Raw genomic sequence first — 2572 nt, 5'->3', positions numbered from 1 at the left:
TCACCCGCAACAACGGCACCACCACCCAACTCCTCCGCAACCTCACCACCCTCCACACCCACGGCCACCCCACCAACTGGCACCACCTCTTCCCCGGCCAGACCACCGCCCCCATACCCGGCCTCCCCACCTACCCCTTCCAGCACCAGCACTACTGGATCGAGGCGGCCCACTCCCTCGCCAACGCGGGCACCATCGGTCTGCGCACCACCAGTCATCCCTGGCTCGCCGCCGCCACCGCCCTGGCCAACGACAACGGTCATCTCCTCACCGGCCGGCTCTCCCCGGCCGCACACTCCTGGCTCAATGACCACACCGTCTTCGACACCACCATCACCCCCGGCACCGCGCTCCTTGAGATCGCGTTCGCCGCGGCGCGGGAGGTCGGCGCGGACGCGGTGGGCGAGCTGACCATGACCGAGCCGCTGGTCCTGCGCGACGCGGTCCGGTTGCAGGTCGTGGTCGGTGCCGAGATCGAGGGCCGGCGCGCCATCGCCCTGTACAGCCAGCCGGAGGACGCGCTCGACGGGGTCTGGCACCAGCACGCTCTCGGTGAGCTGGTCGAGTCGGCGTCCGGTGCGGAGGGCTCTGCCGAGTTCGCGGAGCTGGCGCAGTGGCCGGCTCCGGGTGCCGAACGGGTCGATCTGGAGGGTCTCTACCAGCAGTTCGCATCCCAGGGGCTGGGCTACGGCCCGGCGTTCCAGGGGCTGACCGAGCTGTGGCGCAAGGACGGCCACGCCTACGGCCTCATCCGTCTGCCCGAGAGCATCGCGCCCGACGACTTCGGTATCCATCCCGCGCTCCTCGATGCCGCGCTCCACGGTCTCACCGCCCTGCGCGGTACCGACGAGGATGTCGTCCTCCCCTTCGAGTGGACCGACGCCCGCCTCCACGCCACCCACAGCGCCGAGCTGCGTGTCCGTATCTCCCTGGACCGGGAGGCGGCTGTGGCCCGGATCCATGCCGCGGACGGCGCGGGCCGGCCGGTGGCCTCTGTCGGAGAGCTGCGGCTGCGGGAGGTCACCGCCGAGCAGATCCGGGCCGCCGAGCCCGTGGAGCACCTCTACCGGGCCGATTTCGTGGCCCCGCGTGGTGCCGCTCGTACGGCGGAGGTCGAGGATGTCGTCGTACTGGGTGGCGGGGTGGAACTGGCGGCCGTGCTCGGCGGAGTCCCGCGGTTCGCCGACGTGGACGCGCTGTTGGGCGCCGACACCGTCCCGGCCCGTGTCCTGGTCGATGCCACCGCGCCGACGGCGGACGGCGATCCGACCGGGACGGCCGCTCAGGCGCTGACGACGCTCCAGCGGCTGCTGGGTGATGAGCGCCTGGCCGGGAGCGAGTTGGTGTGGGTCACGCGCCGGGCTGTCGGCGAGGGTGCCCGGGATCTGGTTCACGCGCCCTTGTGGGGCCTGGTCCGTGCGGCCGCGACCGAGAACCCCGAGCGCTCGGTGCGCCTGATCGACCTCGATGTCCAGGACGCTCATCTCCTGGACGACGCGCTCGCGTTGGCCGACGAGCCCGAGGTGGCTGTGCGTGGGGGTGAGGTGCGGGTGGGCCGTCTGGTGCGGGCCCGTGTCACCGACACGGTCCCTGAGGTCCGGCGTCTTGACCCCGAGGGTGTTGTGCTGGTCACCGGTGGTACCGGGGAGCTGGGCCGTCAGCTCGCCCACCACCTCGTGCGCCACCACGACGCACGTCATCTCGTCCTGACCTCGCGCCGGGGACCGGCGGCGCCCGGCGCGGACGGCCTCGTGGGTGAGCTGCGGGAGTCGGGGGCGGTGTCGGTCGAGATCCGCGCGTGCGACATCGGTGACGAGCGGCAGGCCGCCGCTCTGATCGGCGGTCTGGACCGGCCGCTGACGGCGGTCTATCACCTCGCCGGTGTCCTCGACGACGGCCTCGTCGCCGGGCAGAGTCCCGAACGTCTGGCCCGGGTCTTCGTTCCCAAGGTCGACGGGGCGTTGCATCTGCACCGTCTGACCCAGGCCCATGATCTTGCCGCGTTCGTGCTGTTCTCCTCCGCCGCCGGCATCCTCGGCAGCGCGGGGCAGAGCACTTATGCCGCGGCGAACACGTTCCTCGACGCGCTCGCCCATCACCGCCGCGCTCAGGGCCTGCCCGCCGCCAGCCTGGCCTGGGGGCTGTGGCAGCTCGCCGGTATCGGCATGACCTCGCACCTGGGTGAGGCGGAACTCTCACGTATCCGTCGTCAGGGGATCGGTGCGCTGACCGAGTCGCAGGGCATGCGTCTGCTGGACGCGTCGCTGGTCCAGCCGTATGCGCATCTCGCGCCGATCCGGCTGGAGTTGGCGTCGTTGCAGCGTGGCGCGGGCCGTGGTGAGGAGGTGGCGGCCCGGTTCCGGGGTCTGGTGCGTGCCAGGCCGCGTCGGGCGGGTGATGCGCAGGGGGCTCCGTCGGGTCTGCGGGAGCGGTTGGTGGTGCTGGGTGAGGACGAGCGCCGTGACGTACTCAACCAACTCGTCCGTACCGAAGCAGCCACCGTCCTCGGCCTGAACGACCCCCACACCCTCACCACCGACCACGTCCTCAAAGACCTCGGCATCGACTCCCT

At 71.7% G+C, this 2572-nt stretch carries 1 protein-coding gene; it reads left to right on the top strand.

Annotation, left to right across the window (positions count from 1 at the left end):
- Positions 1-2572: type I polyketide synthase (locus ACZ7LS_RS36760; protein WP_385137458.1), on the top strand; the 2572-nt coding region annotated here is incomplete at both ends.

The sequence above is a fragment of the Streptomyces sp. NPDC039430 genome (genome assembly GCF_055639435.1).
This window is presented reverse-complemented; position numbering and strand designations above follow the sequence as displayed.